Source organism: Pseudoduganella sp. R-31 (genome assembly GCF_049913235.1).
In the GTDB taxonomy this organism is placed as follows: Bacteria; Pseudomonadota; Gammaproteobacteria; order Burkholderiales; family Burkholderiaceae_D; genus Rugamonas.
Genome location: NZ_CP183986.1, coordinates 2607646 through 2622741, shown reverse-complemented (window position 1 = coordinate 2622741; position 15096 = coordinate 2607646). Strand labels below are relative to the sequence as shown.

The following is a 15096-nucleotide window of genomic DNA, read 5'->3' as shown; positions in this document are numbered from 1 at the left end:
AAATCAGCCTGATCGCCAGTACAGATCAGCCCACGTATGCCCGGGTCGCGGTTACCGAGATTTTGATCATCGTTCCCTCCCCGGGAATGCTCTCAACGATCAATTGCGCGCCAAGCTGATCGATGCGCTCACGCATACCAACCAGGCCCCAGCGGCCATTGCTGAAACCAGCTAACGCGACTTCTTCAGGCAGGCCCTTGCCGTTGTCGATGATCGACATTCGAAATTCGTGGTTGTCGAACTCCATGCCAAAACGAATCTGTGAAGCTCCGGAATGCCGCGCGGCGTTGCGAAGCGCTTCGAAGGCTACCGCCCGGAGCTCTTCACGGACAGGAGGCTGGAATTCTTTTACGTCGCCAGTACATGACAACTTCAACGGCAACAGCGGATATTCGGCCGCAAAGGAACTGCTTAGCTCGCCTAACAGGTCCGACGCCGGCCCGCGCCGCAATCCATGCAACTTATCCTGCCCTTCCTGCAGCGCTGCCTCAACCAGGCACAGCGAGCGTTCAATTTCATCCCGCCCGTAGCTCTCCGCTGGCAGGCGATCGAGCACCTTCGCCAGCCGCAGAGATAGCACATGCACGCTTTGCAGCAAAGTGTCATGCAGGTCGCGCGCAATGCGCGTCCTTTCAGCCGCCTGGATTGCGTAACCCTCGACCGCACGCCGCGCCACATATGTAACACGAAGCTTGTATATCCCCAATAGGGCAAGCGCCAGCAGGCACACGACTAAAGTACGAAACCAAATGGATTGGTAATAGGCCGGGGGTACCTCGAAGTCGGCTACTGCATCTGCCTCACTCCGCACGCCATCATTGTTGGCCGCTCGCACGCGAAACCGATACTTCCCGGGAGCGAGTCCGGTGTACGTTGCACTGTGCACGGCCGCACCGTCTTGCCAGTCACGGTCGATACCCTCTATGCGATACTGGAATCGCACGCGCTCCGGCATGCTGAAGCTGAGGGCTGTGTAGTCGATGCGCAACCGGCCCGGGTTCGGCGGGATGGGCGTCACCGTATCCTTCGACCACTTGAAGTTGGCGCCGTCCACGTTGATGGCCCTGACATGAACTCCCGGTGGCATCTTGTTTGTCATCGGCCTTTTAGCATCCAGCCAGAAGATGCCCGCTGCAGTGGAAAACCACAGCTTGCCATCAGTGCCGGCGACCGCAGTCGGTATCGGGAACGAATTTGTTGCCGCACCGCGCAAGCCATCAAGATGGTTGACGCGCCTGAATCTTATGCGGTGCTTCACGTTTGACGCGGCACGTTCCAGTTCAGCGTTAGCAATGACGGTGATACCTGCCGCCCCATTGAGCCAAAGCGATCCGCCATATTCAACGATTCCCGACACTCCGAGGAACTGATCATCCCCTTCGCCGACAAGCCGGTGGAACCTGGTGCCATCGAAGTAATTGAAGCCGTCTGAGCCGCCAACCCACGCGCGCTTTCCATCGTCAAGTATTTGCAGGGTGGCCCCAAGCGCCAAACCGTCTTCCTCCCCGTACGATCGAACGGTGTTCTTGTCGAGCATGCGGATGCCATTATTCGGGTATCCGAACCACATCTTTCCATGACGATCGCGCGAAATCGAACTCGCATACGTTTCCAGTTCCCGATATCCGCCGCCACGCTGCCAGGCACCATCTTTCAAGCGTATGACGCCGGCCCCACGAGCCGAAACCCACAAGCCGCCCTCCGTATCCCGGGCGATTGCATGGAACTGCATCACGTTAACGTAATCGGGCAAAGGAACACGCGTCCGGATACCAGCGGCATAGTGCCAGACGCCATCGCGCCCACCCGTCCAGACATCTGCGCCATCCTTGTAGACGACACTCACTGCGGTCGCCGAATTCTGAGTCGGGAGTGCGCCCAATGTGCGAACACCGGGCGACTTCACCTCCACGCCGCCGACCCACAGGGCTCCGTCCTCTCCTGGAACAATGGCTTCCGCATCCCAATAGGCCGGCGGCAAGGCCACTCCTGACAATACAGTTCTCCTGAAGCGGTCCAGGCCGTTTTCAGTGCCGACCCAGATGTTTCCTTCGTCATCCTGATAGAAACAGTTGGCCAGGCTTCCACTCAGTCCGTTCGCCACGCCAAACGGTTCGCCTTTTTCGGTTGGCCCGTGACGGATTACTCCAACTGGCTGAGAAGACCAGACATGCTTTCCGTCGCGTTCAAACAGCATGGGGCCATTGCCACCTCTTGGACGCGGCCAATCCGGAACAGGCTTGTCTTTTCCGGGCCCGCCCAGCGGGATCAGTTCATTTGCCGAGCCTCCGGTTGCCCAAAGCGTTCCGTCGGGAGCCAGGGCCAAGCGGCCGAAACTCAGATGACGAATTCTCGCGCCAAACGAATCAGCGCCCTTTGCCAGCGCGTACACCCCCGTTTCACATCGAGCCCAAATAGTGCCGCTGGAGTCCTTGGCCAGGAAACATGAACCGGTGCGGCCTGATTCGCTTTCATCCGCAGAAGTCCAATGCTCCCCATCGAAGACGCGAAAGCCGCGCGCCGTGGATGCCCATACGCGTCCACGCGCATCCTGCGCAAAGTCCAAGACACTTGTTCCGGAAAACCCCTCTGCGGCGCCAAAGGTTCGCAGGCGCCCATCGCGCCAAACGCTTGCTCCGCCAAAACGGTACCCTATCCATAGGTCGCCGTTCTCCAGGACCCTGATTCCCCAGATATCGCTTCTCGGGCCCGCGCCGCCTCCCGAAGTGAAGCGTTCGAACTCGATGCCATCAAAGCGGTATAAACCGCCCAATGACGCGACCCACATCCACCTGTCGGGTGTTTGTGCAATTCCGATAATCGACGAAGGCGAACCGTCCTTGGCCGTCCAGCTCCTATGGTGCAGATTAATCGGACTAAAACCTGCCGTGGCTGCGCCGGAGTGCAGCGGCGAAGTCAGCAGAAACAGAATGAGGCCATTCCGAATAAGATGCAATATCCGCATTGGGGGGTGAATTCAGGTAACGAACCCGCCATTTTACGTGGTGCAGCGCGATTGCGCGGCTTAACGAACTTTGCGAACGGCCGCCCCAAGGTAGCATTCCGCGGTGCCCCCCCATTCTTGCGGAGTTCCTTATGGCGAAGGCAGGTTCAATATCGCGATTCCTGCGCAGCAAGGTGCGGGCCGGCAAGGCACAGCAGCGACTAAGCTCGATGCTCATCGCCGCCCTGCCGATCATCGACAATCATGCGTCCGATGAGGTCACGCTGCCCACAGAGCTGTAGTGGCTCTTTATGAACGCCTCACTGGCGCTGATCCTTGGTATTCAAGCTGCTCGCTGCGCGATGCGCTAAGGTCCAAAAGGTTAATGATGTTGACCCGATGCGGCCCCATGAAAGCTCCAAAAATTTACGCACTCGCCGCAGGCAGCTTTTGGCCGTTAGCGGTCCAACTCAGAGCTCGGCAAGAGCTGTTGTTGGTCGGCTGGCGAATGAAATCGATATATCCATTTAGGATTTCAACGACAGCATGCGCTCCACATAGCGGGCAATCAGGTCGATCTCGAGGTTAACCTTGGAGCCGGCCTTCAGGTGCTTCAGCGTCGTGACCTGGATGGTGTGAGGGATCAGGTTGATCGAGAACGAGCAGCCGGAAGCGCTGTCTTCGACGCGGTTGACGGTCAGCGACACGCCATTCACTACCACCGAGCCTTTGTAGGCCAGGTATTTCGCCAGCTCGCGCGGGGCTTCGATCACCAGTTCGTGCGATTCGCCGACCGGTTCGAATTTGCGCACCACGCCCAGGCCGTCGACGTGGCCGGAAACCAAGTGGCCGCCCAGGCGCTCAGCCAGGGTCAGGGCTTTTTCCAGGTTCACTTCGGTGGTGGTGTCCAGGCCGACGGTCTTGTTCAGGCTCTCGCGCGAGACGTCGACGGTGAAGCCGGTCGCGGTCTTTTCCACCACGGTCATGCAGGCGCCGTTCAGGGCGATCGAGTCGCCCAGGCCGACATCGGCCATCGGCAGGCCGCCGGCATCCACGTCCAGGCGCACGCCTGCATCAGCGCCGCCTTCCAGCGGGGTTACGGTTTTGATTTTGCCGATTGCGGCAACGATTCCAGTAAACATAGTGATCTTTAATGAGGGTTGAATCGGGCAAGGATACGCAAATCGGCGCCGACTTGCTTAACCTCGTGGAATTTCAGGCTGTGCTTGCCGCTGAGCTCAGTCAGCGCAGGCAGGGCGAACATGCCTTGCGCATCGCCCAGCAGGGTTGGCGCAAGGTAGACCAGCAGTTCGTCCACGCAGCCTTCGCGGATCATGGAGCCATTCAGTTTGCCGCCTGCTTCGACGTGCAGTTCGTTGATCTGCCGGCGGCCAAGCTCGCGCATCAGCTCCGGCAAGTCGACTTTGCCATGCGCGTTGGGCAGCACAATGATCTCGGCGCCTTGGTCGCGCAAGATTGCTTCCTTTTCCGGGTGATGGCCGGCAGCGACGATCCAGGTTCCGCCGCCTTGCAGCACGCGCGCTTGCGGGCTGATTTCCAGTTTGCTGTCGACCACGATGCGGCGCGGCTGGCGCGGCGTTTCGACTGCGCGCACATTCAGTTGCGGGTCGTCGGCTTTCACCGTGCCGATGCCGGTCAGGATGGCGCAGGCGCGGGCACGCCAGGCATGGCCGTCGCCGCGTGCCTCGGGACCGGTGATCCATTGGCTTTGGCCGTTGTGCAAGGCGGTCATGCCATCCAGGCTGGCAGCGGTCTTCATGCGCACCCACGGCAGGCCGTGGCGCATGCGGTGGAAGAAGCCAATGTTCATTTCATAGGCCTGGTCGGCCAGCAGGCCGCTGGCGACCTCGATCCCGGCGGCGGAGAGTCGCGCCATGCCATTTCCTGCAACCAGCGGATTAGGGTCTTCCATCGCCGCGACAACGCGGCCCAGTCCTTCGCGCACCAGCGCGTCGGCGCAGGGCGGCGTGCGGCCATGGTGACTGCACGGCTCCAGCGTGACGTAGGCGGTGGCGCCGCGTACGTCGTGGCCGCGGCGTTTGGCGTCTTTCAGGGCCTGCACTTCGGCGTGGTCCTGGCCGGCGGCTTGCGTCACGCCCTCACCGATCACGACGCCGTCGCGCACGATCACGCAGCCGATGCGCGGGTTCGGGGAAGTGGTGAACAGCCCTTTTTCTGCCCATTGCAGGGCCAGTCGCATGCCTTCGAGGTCGCTGTTGATATTCATATGCTTGCGCAGGTTGCCGGTTCCAGGGCGGGATCGCATAAGCGCGCCCTGCCCTGCATATTGATCTTGATATTGCGCTGCGCACCGGCCAGTTCAAGCGTGATGGTGCCAAAGTTGGCGGCATTCGGGTGGGCGGCGCGGCAGCTTCGTCCTGCTGCATTATATGAAATATAGGCCGGGGCTGTGTTGTCGGTGAACCTGGCCCTTACCTGCAGGCGCTCGGGCGCGGCTCTGTGGCGGGACAGGATTGCCTCGCCTTCGTCCAGGCTACGGTTGGCGTTGGCATCGATGACAATCAGCCAACCTTGCTGCCAGTTGCCGCTTTCTGCCAGCAGGGTGACCACGCGGCGGCGGGCGATGGCCTGGGCACGGGTGTCGTTGATTGCCGCCAGCAGGTCGGCCGAAGCGGTGCGCAGCTGGCGTCCGGCCAGCATATTGCTCAGGTTCGGCAGCGCGGTGGCAAACAGGATGGAGAGGATGGCAAGGACAATCATCAGCTCCAGCAGCGTAAAGCCGGGGCGCCTTCCCGCTTGCTGGCGCATCGCCCACTTCAGCGCCAGCAACTGCGGGAAGGCCCGGTGGCGAGATGAAGCCCGCTGCTGGTGAGTATGAGGCGTTCGCATTGCGGGTCCCTGAATCGGCTGTCGACATTGGGCGTGCCGGGCGTGGCAACAAGCTGGATGCAGTCGCGGATTTGCTGGCCATCGCAGGCCTTGCCTTCAAGCTCGTAAGCGCTGGACCTGGCGTTCCGGCCCGACCACCACCGGAAGTCGCTCACGGTATTCGCCGAAAACGCGGCGTAGCTATTAAACCGCGTGAAGTGGCGCTCCTGCTGCTGCATCAGCTCTTGTAGTGCGGCCTGCGCTTCGCTGCGGCGCATGCGGATGACCGCTTCGCTCCAGACCGGTATCGCCACGGCCGAGAGAATGCCGATGATGATCAGGGTGGTCAGCATGCCGAGCAAGGTGCCGCCGGCGGATGGGCGCGCGGTCATTGTTCCTCCTCGCGGCTGGCGGCATCGTGCAGCGCCTGCCAATCCATGATTTCACGCCAGCTGTGGCGTCGCACCGGTACCGGGGGCGTGTAGCTGGCCTGCATCACGGTCTCGGCGCCGGGGCGCGTGCCGAAGCCGATTACCGTCACGCGGTAATAGTGGGACGGCGGCGCTCCGGCTGGCGTGTACCCGACGCGCTCCACGAGGTAGCGCGGGCGTCGAAATGGCAGCACGCCCTGCCCTGTCTCCATTGCGGCGCCGGTCAGCGCGCCGTATTCCGTACCTCCGATACCTGCAAGGTCAACGGTTTGCCAGGCGGGAGCCGCGCTCCCGGGCTGCGCCGGCGTGGCGGGCACGTCGAGCGGCTGGCCAAGGCCGGCATTGATATCGCGTTCTGCATCCATCAATCCATCCTCCGCAGACTGGAAGGCAAGCAGGCGGTCCCGTTCAGCGCGGGCGGCCTTCTCGCCCAGCATCGCCATTTGTGCGGCCGATGCGCCGATCGTCAGGGCGGCGAACAGCAACAGCATCGTTACCGGAAGAGTGACGCCACGCTGGTATTCATGCATGGTGCTCTCCTTAATGGTTGCGCAAGGCGACCGTCGCCGTGAACAGCCGGCGCGCGCGACGCTGCATCGGCTGCGGCAAACCGGCTTCGTCGATACGTGCGCCCGGGTCAAGGCCCGGCAGCAAATCGTAGCTGCCAAGCCGGCCGCCCGCACGCGAACCGCGCTCACCGTGCAGCAGCAAGGCAATGCGAACGCTGGTGACGCGGCGCCAATGAGGACGCAGCGCACGCTCGGATACGGGAAGCGCGGCATCGAGGGCATCGATGCCGCTGGCGGTCAGGTAAAGGTTGGGGATACTGTCGCGCGGGCTATCCGTATCGACGCCATATAGCACGTGGAAGGCATCCACCCCACGCACCACGGCGTCCGAGCCCCAACCGTTTTCCCCCTTGTATTTGCAGCGAAGTTCAGCAACGCCGTCTCCAGCTTGGGCAATGTAGAAAATGCTCCAGGCCCATTCGCCTGGGTCGGCCGGGAAACCGGCGCAATTGAGCATGGCGCCGCCGCCCTCCGCGCCGGCGATTGCTGCAGGTGCATAGCGAATGGCGAGTACGTCGCTGCCGTTGACAGCTGGCAGCGCTGGGCCGAGGCCGTCGGCGTTGGTTGCCACACTTGCGGCGTCGCGGCCTTCGATGGCCATGGGCGACGTTGGCGCGGCGGCGACCTCCGCGCCTGGCTCGCCGGGATAGCCCGCCTGCCGCAGGGATTGGCCGATGATTGCCAGTGCGAAGCGGCCACTATCGTCAATGCGGGTATTGGCGCCGTTATGCAGGAAGTCGCTATCGGACGCGTGCAGGAGGGAGGCGGCCGCCAACGCTACCAACAGGCTGAGCGCCATCGCGACGAGGACTTCGGCCATGGCCAGGCCATGCTGGCGTGCTGTCATTGCATGTCTCCTGCGGCTGGCGGATCAACCGGATCGTTTGGAGCCGGCTGGGCGGGCGCCGCTGGCGGTGGGCCGGGCAAGGGTGGCGGATCGGCCAGCGCGATGGGCAAAGCAACGCCTGGAACGGTGGCCAAACCGGCAGCAGCCCCATCTGGCCGCCGGAAGCGCCAGCCTATCTTGATGACGACGGGCGCATCGGCGCCACCGGAGCATGGCCATTGCAACTGGCCGCCCGGCGCCGTGTCGGCGTCGCGGCAGATGACGGCGCGGGCTTGCGGCAGCACAGCCGCAAGGTGACGGCGGAACTCTTCCAGCTCTTGCCGCGCCATGGCGCCGGAATCGCAGGGCGCGCCGGCACAGGAAGCCGGTGCGCCGGAAACGCCGCTGGCATCGCTGGCGTCGAATTCGAATCCCAGGTAAGCGGAGGACTGCGCGGCGTTCGCGCGGATGTGGTCAGCAAGCGTGGCGGCAGCCTGCAGGGCTTCGGTCTGCAGGCTCGACTCCTGTCGAGTGCGCATGGCGTGGGCCTGCATCGCCAGCGCGCCGACCAGGCCGACGGCGAGCAGCAGCACGGCAACCAACACTTCCACCATGGTGAACCCAGCAAATGGACGATGCATGGCACAGCCCTCCCCTGCTGATCAAATTAGTCAGCAGAGGACTCGCGGGTTTGAGAAATATCAAGCCTTGGGAGAGAGCTCTTGACCGTCACCAACTTCTTCGATCGCGTCCTGGAATTCGGCCAGGTCTTCGAAGTTCTTGTAGACGGATGCGAAGCGGATATACGCCACTTTGTCCAGGCGCTTGAGCTCGGCCATGACGAGTTCGCCGACGAAGACCGAATCGACTTCACGCTGGCCGCTGGTCAGCAGCTTTTCTTCGATCGAGGAAACCGCCTTGTCAACGGACTCGGCGGCAACAGGGCGCTTGCGCAAGGCCAGCATCAGGCTGGCGCGCAGCTTGTCGGCCGAATACTCGGTGCGGCTGCCGTTCTTCTTGACCACATAAGGCATGGTCAGTTCGATCCGCTCCCAGGTGGTGAAGCGCTTGTCGCAGTTCACGCAGCGCCGGCGCCGCTTGATGGCGTCCCCTTCCTCCGACACGCGGGTGTCGAGGACCTGGATATCATCGTGCTGGCAGAACGGGCATTTCATGGATTGAGCGTCTCTTATTATTGAATGAAAAAGCGCCGGACCTTACGATCCGGCGCCTCGATAGTACCAACCGCTTGCTTAGGCGTAAACAGGGAATTTGTCAGCCAGCACCTTCACAGCGGCTTTCACGCGCTCGATGGTTGCTGCATCGTGCGGGTTATCCAGCACGTCGGCGATCAGGTTGCCCACTTCTTCCGCTTCGGCTTCCTTGAAACCGCGGGTGGTGAAGGCTGGCGAACCCAGGCGGATGCCCGAAGTCACGAATGGCTTCTGCGGGTCGTTCGGGATGCCGTTCTTGTTGCAGGTCATGTGCGCCTGGCCCAGGATCGCTTCCGCTTCCTTGCCGGTCAGGTTCTTAGCGCGCAGGTCGACCAGGAACACGTGCGACTCGGTGCCGCCGGAAACGATGCGCAGGCCGCGCTTGATCAGGGTCTTGGCCAGCACGTCGGCGTTCTTCACCACTTGCTGCTGGTAGGCCTTGAATTCAGGGGACAGGGCTTCCTTGAAGGCCACTGCCTTGCCGGCGATCACGTGCATCAGCGGGCCGCCCTGGATGCCAGGGAAGATCGCGGAGTTGATGATCTTTTCGTGTTCGGCTTTCATCAGGATGATGCCGCCACGTGGGCCGCGCAGGGACTTGTGGGTGGTGGAGGTCACGAAGTCGGCGTGCGGAACCGGGTTCGGATACAGGCCAGCGGCGATCAGGCCGGCGTAGTGGGCCATGTCGACCATGAAGTAGGCGCCAACGGCCTTGGCGACTTTGGCGAAGCGCTCGAAGTCGATCTTCTTGGAGAAGGCGGACGCGCCGGCGATGATCAGCTTAGGCTTGTGTTCCTTGGCCAGGGCTTCCATTGCGTCGTAGTCGATGTCTTCTTCAGCGGTCAGGCCGTAGGAAACGACGTTGAACCATTTGCCGGACATGTTCAGCGCCATGCCGTGGGTCAGGTGGCCGCCTTCCGCCAGCGACATGCCCATGATGGTGTCGCCTGGTTTCAGGACAGCGAAGAACACGCCCTGGTTAGCCTGGGAACCGGAGTTAGGCTGCACGTTGGCTGCTTCGGCGCCGAACAGCTGCTTCACGCGGTCGATTGCCAGTTGCTCGACGACGTCCACGTACTCGCAGCCACCGTAGTAGCGCTTGCCAGGATAGCCTTCGGCGTATTTATTGGTGAGCTGCGAGCCCTGGGCTTCCATTACGGCTGGCGAGGTGTAGTTCTCAGAAGCGATCAGCTCGATGTGGTCGTGCTGGCGCTTGTTCTCGTTCTGGATAGCGGCAAACAGCTCCGCGTCAACGTTGGCGAGGGTGTGATCTTTTGCGAACATGAAATTACTCCAGTTTTTAAGGCAGATTGGATCGAATCGGGAGCCAAAAAGTGACAGGGCAGCCGAAACGCAGGTTTCCATCGTGGCTGCCCAGGCGAACGGCTGTTTGAGATCTCACGTTCCCCGGTGGTTGCCCACCTCTCACCAGCAGCGCAAGCGCCAGCTAGTTTTTCGCCAGTTACGTGAGACAGTAATGGAGCCAAGATTGTAGATTAAGTGGCCAGATCCGGCAATCGTTTGGCCGGATTCGGCGGATTTCGGGGGTTATTCGGCCTAAAACCGGTAAACCGGTGCCTGACCCGCAGGGTCAGGCACCCTCTGCTCTACGGCGTGGGGCTTCGGCGCACAGGGGTCTGACCCTGCGGGTCTGACCCGCCTTACCGGTTTGGCGTTAGAATCCCCCAAGTTAACATTGGGAGTTCGACCATGATCGTGTTAGTTACCGGCGCAACCGCTGGTTTTGGCGCCGCGATGGCGCGTGTTTTCGTGAAGAACGGCCACAAGGTCATCGCCGCCGGCCGCCGCGCCGAGCGCCTGGAAGCCCTGGCCGCCGAACTCGGCCCGAACCTGCTGCCGGTCAAGCTCGACGTCACCGACAAAGGCGCGATCCACGCAGCCCTGGCGTCCTTGCCCGCCGACTGGAAAGAAGTCGACGTCCTGATTAATAACGCCGGCCTCGCCCTCGGCATCAAAGGCGCCCACGAAGCCGACCTGGAAGACTGGGAAACCATGATTGCCACCAACTGCACCGGCCTGGTCACCATCACGCGTGCCCTGCTGCCAGGCATGGTCGAACGCGGCCGCGGCACCATCATCAACCTCGGCTCCGTCGCTGGCGCCTACCCTTATCCCGGCGGCAATGTGTACGGCGCCACCAAGGCCTTCGTCGAACAATTCACCCTGAACCTGCGCGCCGACCTGATCGGCACCGGTGTGCGCGCTACCAATATCGCCCCAGGCCTGTGCGGCGGCACCGAATTTTCCAACGTGCGCCTGAAAGACGACGCTGCCGCAGCCAAGGTTTACGAAGGCACCACCCCGCTGACCGCCGACGATATCGCCAACACAGCTTTCTGGATTGCAACATTGCCGCAACACATTAATGTAAATTCCATCGAATTGATGCCAACCTGCCAAGGATTCTCGCCATTCGCGATCAAACGCAGCTAAAATGCCGCCCCATATAAGGGAAAACCGTAAGCAATTGTTACGAGATTGTGCAAAATGCCTTGTCGCTGATTCATTTGGCGTAAAATGTTGCCGATTCTCACTTAGTAGCTCTTCTATCTATGTCGTCTGAGTTCACCTGGGATGTCCGTGTTTATTACGAAGACACGGACGCCGGCGGAATTGTCTATTACGCGAACTATTTGAAGTTCTTCGAGCGCGCACGTACTGAGTGGTTGCGCTCCCTCGGCGTTAACCAGGACATCCTGCTGCGTGAGCACGACGCCATGTTTGTTGTCAAAAATGTCAGCGCGGACTACCACGCGCCAGCGCGACTAGACGATGTAATAAAATTGACGCTTCGTATTGATAAACTGGGCCGCGCTTCGATCCAGTTTGTACAGGAGGCGTGGTGCGGCGACCGCCTCTTAAATACTGCCCACGTAAAAGTAGGCTGCGTCGACTCGGCCCTGCGCCCACGCGCCGTGCCTGATGCCGTTGCGGCCCGCATGCGCGCATAATAATTAGATTGAGAAACAATGAACGTCACCCAAGACCTTTCCTTCATCGCCCTCATCACCAACGCACACCTGATCGTTCAGTTGATCATGGCGCTGCTGCTTGCGGTTTCCGTTATCAGCTGGACCTATATCTTCAAGAAGCTGTTTGATGTGCGCGGTGCGCGCAATCAGACCATCGAATTCGAGAAGACCTTCTGGGCCGGCGGCAACCTGCATGCCCTGCACGCCAGCGCAGGCAGCAACCGCGCCAACAGCGGCGCACTGGCCCGCATCTTCGAGGCCGGCATGGGTGAATTCATCAAGGGCAAACAGGCTGCAGCTTCCAGCCGCGACATGAATATGGGCGACGTGCTGGACGGCGCGCGCCGCGCCATGCGCGCTGCTTTCCAGCGTGAGATGGATGCGCTGGAAGCGCACCTGGCCTTCCTGGCTTCGGTCGGTTCCGTTTCCCCTTACATCGGTCTGCTCGGTACTGTGTGGGGCATCATGAACGCCTTCCGCGGTTTGGCCAATGTACAGCAGGCGACGTTGTCGGCTGTGGCGCCCGGCATTGCCGAAGCGCTGATCGCGACTGCTATCGGCCTGTTCGCAGCAATTCCGGCCGTGGTGGCGTACAACCGCTTCTCGCACGATATTGACCGCCTGGCGATCCGCTTCGAGAGCTTCGTTGAAGAATTCTCGAACATCCTGCAGCGCCAGTCCCGTTAAAAGGCGAAACTGAAGATGGCTTCCTCCTTCTCCAGCAGCATGCGCGGCAGCCGCGGCGGCCGCAAGCTGAAGTCCGAGATCAACGTCGTGCCTTATATCGACGTGATGCTCTGCCTGCTGATCATCTTCATGGTGATGCCGACCTCGAACAACCCGCAGTCGATCGACCTGCCCCACGCGGAAAAAGCGTCGCGCCCGCCGGATGCTTATATCCAGGTACAGGTGAAGCCGAACGGCTCGCTGATGATCGGCATCGCCGGCAAGTCGGCTGAAGCGCCGGAAACCGAACCGAACCGCGATGCACTGGTGCGCAAGCTGCGCACGCTGCACGAACAATATCCCGAGTACCCGGTGCTGATCGCCGGCGACAAGGAAAGCAAGTACGACGATGTGATCCAATTGATTTCCGAAGCGAAGAAGATGGGGATTAACCGCGTTGGCTTGGCAACGAAGTAAGGCATGGCAATGACGATGGCAAATGCAGGCGGACCGTATCGCGTGCCGAAGCGGCACGGCGGCACGCGCGCGTTTGCGCTCGCGCTGGCGATGCACTGCGTGCTGTTTGCGTTCCTGTGGGTCGGTATTCGGTGGAACAACGACCCGGTCGGCGTCGACGCCGAAATCTGGGACATGACCACGCAGATGGCCGCACCTAAAGCGCCTGAACCGGAGCCGCAGCCTGAACCAGAGCCGCCTGCGCGCGAGCCTGAGCCGACGCCGCCTCCGCCACCGGAAGTGGTGAAGCCGGTGCAGCCTGATCCTGAGATCGCGCTGCAGAAGAAGAAAGAAAAAGAGAAGAAAGAGCTCGAACAGAAGATCGCCGAGCAAAAGAAAAAGCTCGAAGATGAGAAAAAGCGTCTGGCCGAGCAGCAGGACAAGCAAGACAAGCTGGATAAGCTGGAAAAAGAAAAAGCCAAAAAACTGGCGGAACTGAAAGAGAAGGAAAAAGCTGCCAAAGCCCGTGCTGCAGAAATGCAGCGCATCATGGGTTCGGCAGCTGCAGGCTCCACCGGAACGGCGGCACGTTCAACCGCGCCTAACCTGGACAAGGGCTATGTCGCAAAGCTGCGCACCAAGATCATGGGCCGCATCGACTATCCTGGCGCCAAGCAGGATATCGAGGCAAGGTTCATGGTCAGCCAGCTTCCTAGCGGCGAAGTCATGTCCGTGAAGAAAACGAAAAGCAGCGGTGTAGCTGCGTATGACACTGCGGTGGAGAATGCGATTTATAAGGCCTCGCCCCTGCCGAAACGCGATGACGGCACGGTGGCGCGCGAGCTTGAACTCGTGTTCAATTTGAAGGACGTACCTTGATGAACAAAGCTAAATTGATGTTCGTAGCGGCCGGCGCGGCGTTTGCGCTGTCGGCCCAGGCGCAACTGCGCGTCGAAATTTCCGGTGTCGGCAGCAACCAGATCCCGGTTGCCATCGGCCCATGCGCCAATGAAGCAGCGGCACCGGCCCAGATCTCGGAAATTATCAAGGCTGACCTGATCCGCAGCGGCATGTTCAAGGTCATCGACGTTACGCCGACCACTAACCTGATGCAGGTCGATGCCACCGGCTTGAAGTCGCTCGGCGTCGACGCACTGGCCGCTTGCGCCGTGCAGCCAGCCGGGAATGGTTCGTTCGAAGTGCAGTACCGCCTGATCTCCACCCTGGGCAAGGACCTGTCGGCCCTGAGAACACAGGTACCGAACCAGTATGGCCGCCTGGCAGCGCACAAGCTGGCGGACGACATCTATGAAAAGCTGACCGGCTTCAAGGGCGTGTTCTCGACCCGCATCGCCTACGTGGTCCAGCAAGGCCGCCAGTACCGCCTGGAAGTGGCTGACGCCGACGGCGAGAACGTGATCCCGGCCCTGACCTCGAGCGAACCAATCATCTCGCCATCGTGGTCGCCTGACGGCACCAAGGTCGCCTACGTTTCGTTCGAGCAGCGCAAACCGGTGGTCTACGTGCAGAATCTGACGACCCGCCAGCGCACCGTAGTGGCCAACGAAAAGGGCAACAACTCCGCGCCGGCCTGGTCGCCGGACGGCAAGCGCCTGGCGGTGGCGCTGTCCAAGCCCGGCAACACCCAGATCTTCATCGTCAACGCCGACGGCAGCGGCATGCGCCGCCTGACCAACGGCACCACCATCGACACCGAACCGCAATTCAGCGCCGATGGCCAGTCGATCTATTTCACCAGCGACCGCAGCGGCGGTCCGCAGATTTATCGCATGAGCGTCAACGGTGGCGAAGCACAGCGTTTGACGTTTGGCAGCTCGTACAATATCAGCCCGCGCATTTCCGCTGACGGCAAGACGCTGGCTTATATTTCGCGGCGCGATGGCGGCGCCTTCCAGCTGTTCGTATTGGACCTGGAATCCCGCCAAGAGCAACGCCTGTCCGATACCACAAGCGACGATTCGCCAAGCTTCGCTCCGAATGGCAAGTACATCCTGTACGCCACTCAGAACGGCGGCCGCCGCTCGCTGGCCGTGGCATCGACAGACGGCCGGGTTAAGCAACGCCTGAGTATTCAGGCGGGCAATATCAAGGAACCCACTTGGGGCCCTTTCATGAAGTGAAGAAGT

General features: G+C 61.2%; 17 protein-coding genes and 1 riboswitch. Of the genes, 7 read left to right on the top strand and 10 right to left on the bottom strand.

Features of this window, described 5'->3' with window-relative positions; genetic code table 11:
* Positions 1-25 precede the first annotated feature (25 nt).
* Entirely contained in the window at positions 26-2965 is a 2940-nt protein-coding gene (locus ACN9MY_RS11980) for a sensor histidine kinase (RefSeq protein WP_426170890.1), read from the bottom strand.
* 131 nt (positions 2966-3096) lie between these two features.
* On the opposite strand from ACN9MY_RS11980, the gene ACN9MY_RS11975 reads away from it, so the two are divergent.
* Positions 3097-3246 carry a hypothetical protein gene (locus ACN9MY_RS11975; RefSeq protein WP_426170889.1) on the top strand — a complete coding sequence of 50 codons (150 nt, stop codon included), beginning with the start codon at positions 3097-3099 and terminating at the stop codon, positions 3244-3246.
* Positions 3247-3471: 225 nt separating this feature from the next.
* Here the strand turns inward: ACN9MY_RS11975 and ACN9MY_RS11970 are convergent, their stop codons facing one another.
* The 9 genes from ACN9MY_RS11970 to glyA all read right to left on the bottom strand — a co-directional run bounded on the left by ACN9MY_RS11970 (position 3472) and on the right by glyA (position 10118).
* A complete protein-coding gene (locus ACN9MY_RS11970) occupies positions 3472-4086 on the bottom strand; it encodes a riboflavin synthase (RefSeq protein ID WP_426337394.1) in 615 nt (204 codons plus the stop codon).
* 8 nt (positions 4087-4094) lie between these two features.
* Entirely contained in the window at positions 4095-5192 is a 1098-nt protein-coding gene (gene ribD / locus ACN9MY_RS11965; protein WP_426172175.1) for a bifunctional diaminohydroxyphosphoribosylaminopyrimidine deaminase/5-amino-6-(5-phosphoribosylamino)uracil reductase RibD, read from the bottom strand.
* Complete coding sequence (locus ACN9MY_RS11960; RefSeq protein ID WP_426337393.1) at positions 5189-5815, bottom strand: GspH/FimT family pseudopilin; 627 nt, start codon at positions 5813-5815, stop codon at positions 5189-5191. The genes ribD and ACN9MY_RS11960 overlap by 4 nt, the downstream gene beginning before the upstream one ends.
* A complete protein-coding gene (locus ACN9MY_RS11955; RefSeq protein WP_426170885.1) occupies positions 5743-6186 on the bottom strand; it encodes a type IV pilin protein in 444 nt (147 codons plus the stop codon). The genes ACN9MY_RS11960 and ACN9MY_RS11955 overlap by 73 nt, the downstream gene beginning before the upstream one ends.
* Positions 6183-6755, bottom strand: a complete 573-nt coding sequence (locus tag ACN9MY_RS11950) for a pilus assembly PilX family protein (RefSeq protein ID WP_426170884.1) — start codon at positions 6753-6755, stop codon at positions 6183-6185. The genes ACN9MY_RS11955 and ACN9MY_RS11950 overlap by 4 nt, the downstream gene beginning before the upstream one ends.
* Positions 6756-6765: 10 nt before the next feature.
* The gene (locus ACN9MY_RS11945; RefSeq protein WP_426170883.1) at positions 6766-7641 is read right to left on the bottom strand and encodes a PilW family protein; all 876 of its coding nucleotides are present in this window, start codon (positions 7639-7641) and stop codon (positions 6766-6768) included.
* Positions 7638-8261 carry a type IV pilus modification protein PilV gene (gene pilV / locus ACN9MY_RS11940; protein ID WP_426170881.1) on the bottom strand — a complete coding sequence of 208 codons (624 nt, stop codon included), beginning with the start codon at positions 8259-8261 and terminating at the stop codon, positions 7638-7640. Before pilV ends, ACN9MY_RS11945 begins: the two co-directional genes overlap by 4 nt.
* Before the next feature lie 60 nt (positions 8262-8321).
* Positions 8322-8795, bottom strand: a complete 474-nt coding sequence (nrdR, locus tag ACN9MY_RS11935) for a transcriptional regulator NrdR (protein ID WP_090443505.1) — start codon at positions 8793-8795, stop codon at positions 8322-8324.
* 78 nt (positions 8796-8873) lie between these two features.
* Complete coding sequence (glyA, locus tag ACN9MY_RS11930; protein ID WP_426170880.1) at positions 8874-10118, bottom strand: serine hydroxymethyltransferase; 1245 nt, start codon at positions 10116-10118, stop codon at positions 8874-8876.
* Positions 10119-10199: 81 nt separating this feature from the next.
* Positions 10200-10310: riboswitch (ZMP/ZTP riboswitch) on the bottom strand.
* Between the two features lie 234 nt (positions 10311-10544).
* Here glyA and ACN9MY_RS11925 point away from each other — a divergent pair.
* From ACN9MY_RS11925 to tolB, 6 genes are all read left to right on the top strand, one after another.
* Entirely contained in the window at positions 10545-11288 is a 744-nt protein-coding gene (locus ACN9MY_RS11925; protein ID WP_426337392.1) for an SDR family NAD(P)-dependent oxidoreductase, read from the top strand.
* Positions 11289-11407: 119 nt separating this feature from the next.
* Complete coding sequence (ybgC, locus tag ACN9MY_RS11920) at positions 11408-11806, top strand: tol-pal system-associated acyl-CoA thioesterase (RefSeq protein WP_426170877.1); 399 nt, start codon at positions 11408-11410, stop codon at positions 11804-11806.
* 18 nt (positions 11807-11824) lie between these two features.
* Positions 11825-12514 carry a protein TolQ gene (gene tolQ, locus ACN9MY_RS11915; RefSeq protein ID WP_426170875.1) on the top strand — a complete coding sequence of 230 codons (690 nt, stop codon included), beginning with the start codon at positions 11825-11827 and terminating at the stop codon, positions 12512-12514.
* 15 nt (positions 12515-12529) lie between these two features.
* A complete protein-coding gene (locus tag ACN9MY_RS11910; protein ID WP_426337391.1) occupies positions 12530-12970 on the top strand; it encodes a biopolymer transporter ExbD in 441 nt (146 codons plus the stop codon).
* Positions 12971-12973: 3 nt separating this feature from the next.
* A complete protein-coding gene (locus ACN9MY_RS11905; RefSeq protein WP_426170872.1) occupies positions 12974-13828 on the top strand; it encodes an energy transducer TonB in 855 nt (284 codons plus the stop codon).
* Positions 13828-15090 carry a Tol-Pal system beta propeller repeat protein TolB gene (tolB, locus tag ACN9MY_RS11900; RefSeq protein WP_426170870.1) on the top strand — a complete coding sequence of 421 codons (1263 nt, stop codon included), beginning with the start codon at positions 13828-13830 and terminating at the stop codon, positions 15088-15090. Before ACN9MY_RS11905 ends, tolB begins: the two co-directional genes overlap by 1 nt.
* The last annotated feature ends 6 nt before the right edge of the window (positions 15091-15096 follow it).